Source organism: Bacillus sp. LR--39, assembly GCF_053613335.1.
In genome coordinates, this window is the sequence record NZ_JBSIOT010000905.1 from 1 (window position 1) to 700 (window position 700).

Sequence of the window (700 nt, forward strand, 5' to 3'; positions counted from 1 at the left end):
TAATCTCTTAAATGCGGATAAGCCGCCTTCAAAAGATCACTGGTTCGGAACAGATGATCTTGGACGGGACATTTTCGTCCGTACATGGGTAGGGGCGCGAATCTCAATCTTTATCGGTGTCGCAGCCGCTGTTCTTGATTTGCTGATCGGTGTTATTTGGGGGAGCATTTCAGGCTTCCGCGGAGGCAGAACGGACGAAATCATGATGCGTATCGCTGATATCCTTTGGGCAGTTCCTTCATTATTAATGGTTATCTTACTGATGGTTGTTCTTCCGAAAGGTCTATTTACGATTATTATTGCCATGACGATTACAGGCTGGATTAATATGGCCAGAATCGTGCGCGGACAAGTGCTGCAGCTGAAGAATCAAGAGTATGTGCTTGCTTCACAGACACTGGGTGCAAAAACATCCCGTCTTCTGTTTAAACATATCGTGCCAAACGCAATGGGTTCTATTTTGGTCACGATGACACTGACAGTTCCTACTGCGATTTTCACAGAAGCCTTTTTAAGCTATTTGGGACTTGGTGTTCCGGCTCCGCTGGCAAGCTGGGGAACGATGGCTTCTGACGGATTGCCTGCATTGACCTATTATCCGTGGCGTTTATTCTTCCCTGCCGGATTTATCTGCATTACAATGTTTGGTTTCAACGTTGTCGGCGACGGATTAAGAGACGCATTGGATCCTAAGTTACGT

1 protein-coding gene is annotated in these 700 nt (G+C 46.4%); it reads left to right on the plus strand.

Annotated elements, in window-relative coordinates; translation table 11 throughout:
- On the plus strand, positions 1 to 700 hold a 700-nt coding region (gene oppC, locus ACWHAR_RS27380), incomplete at both ends, for an oligopeptide ABC transporter permease OppC (RefSeq protein ID WP_452088470.1).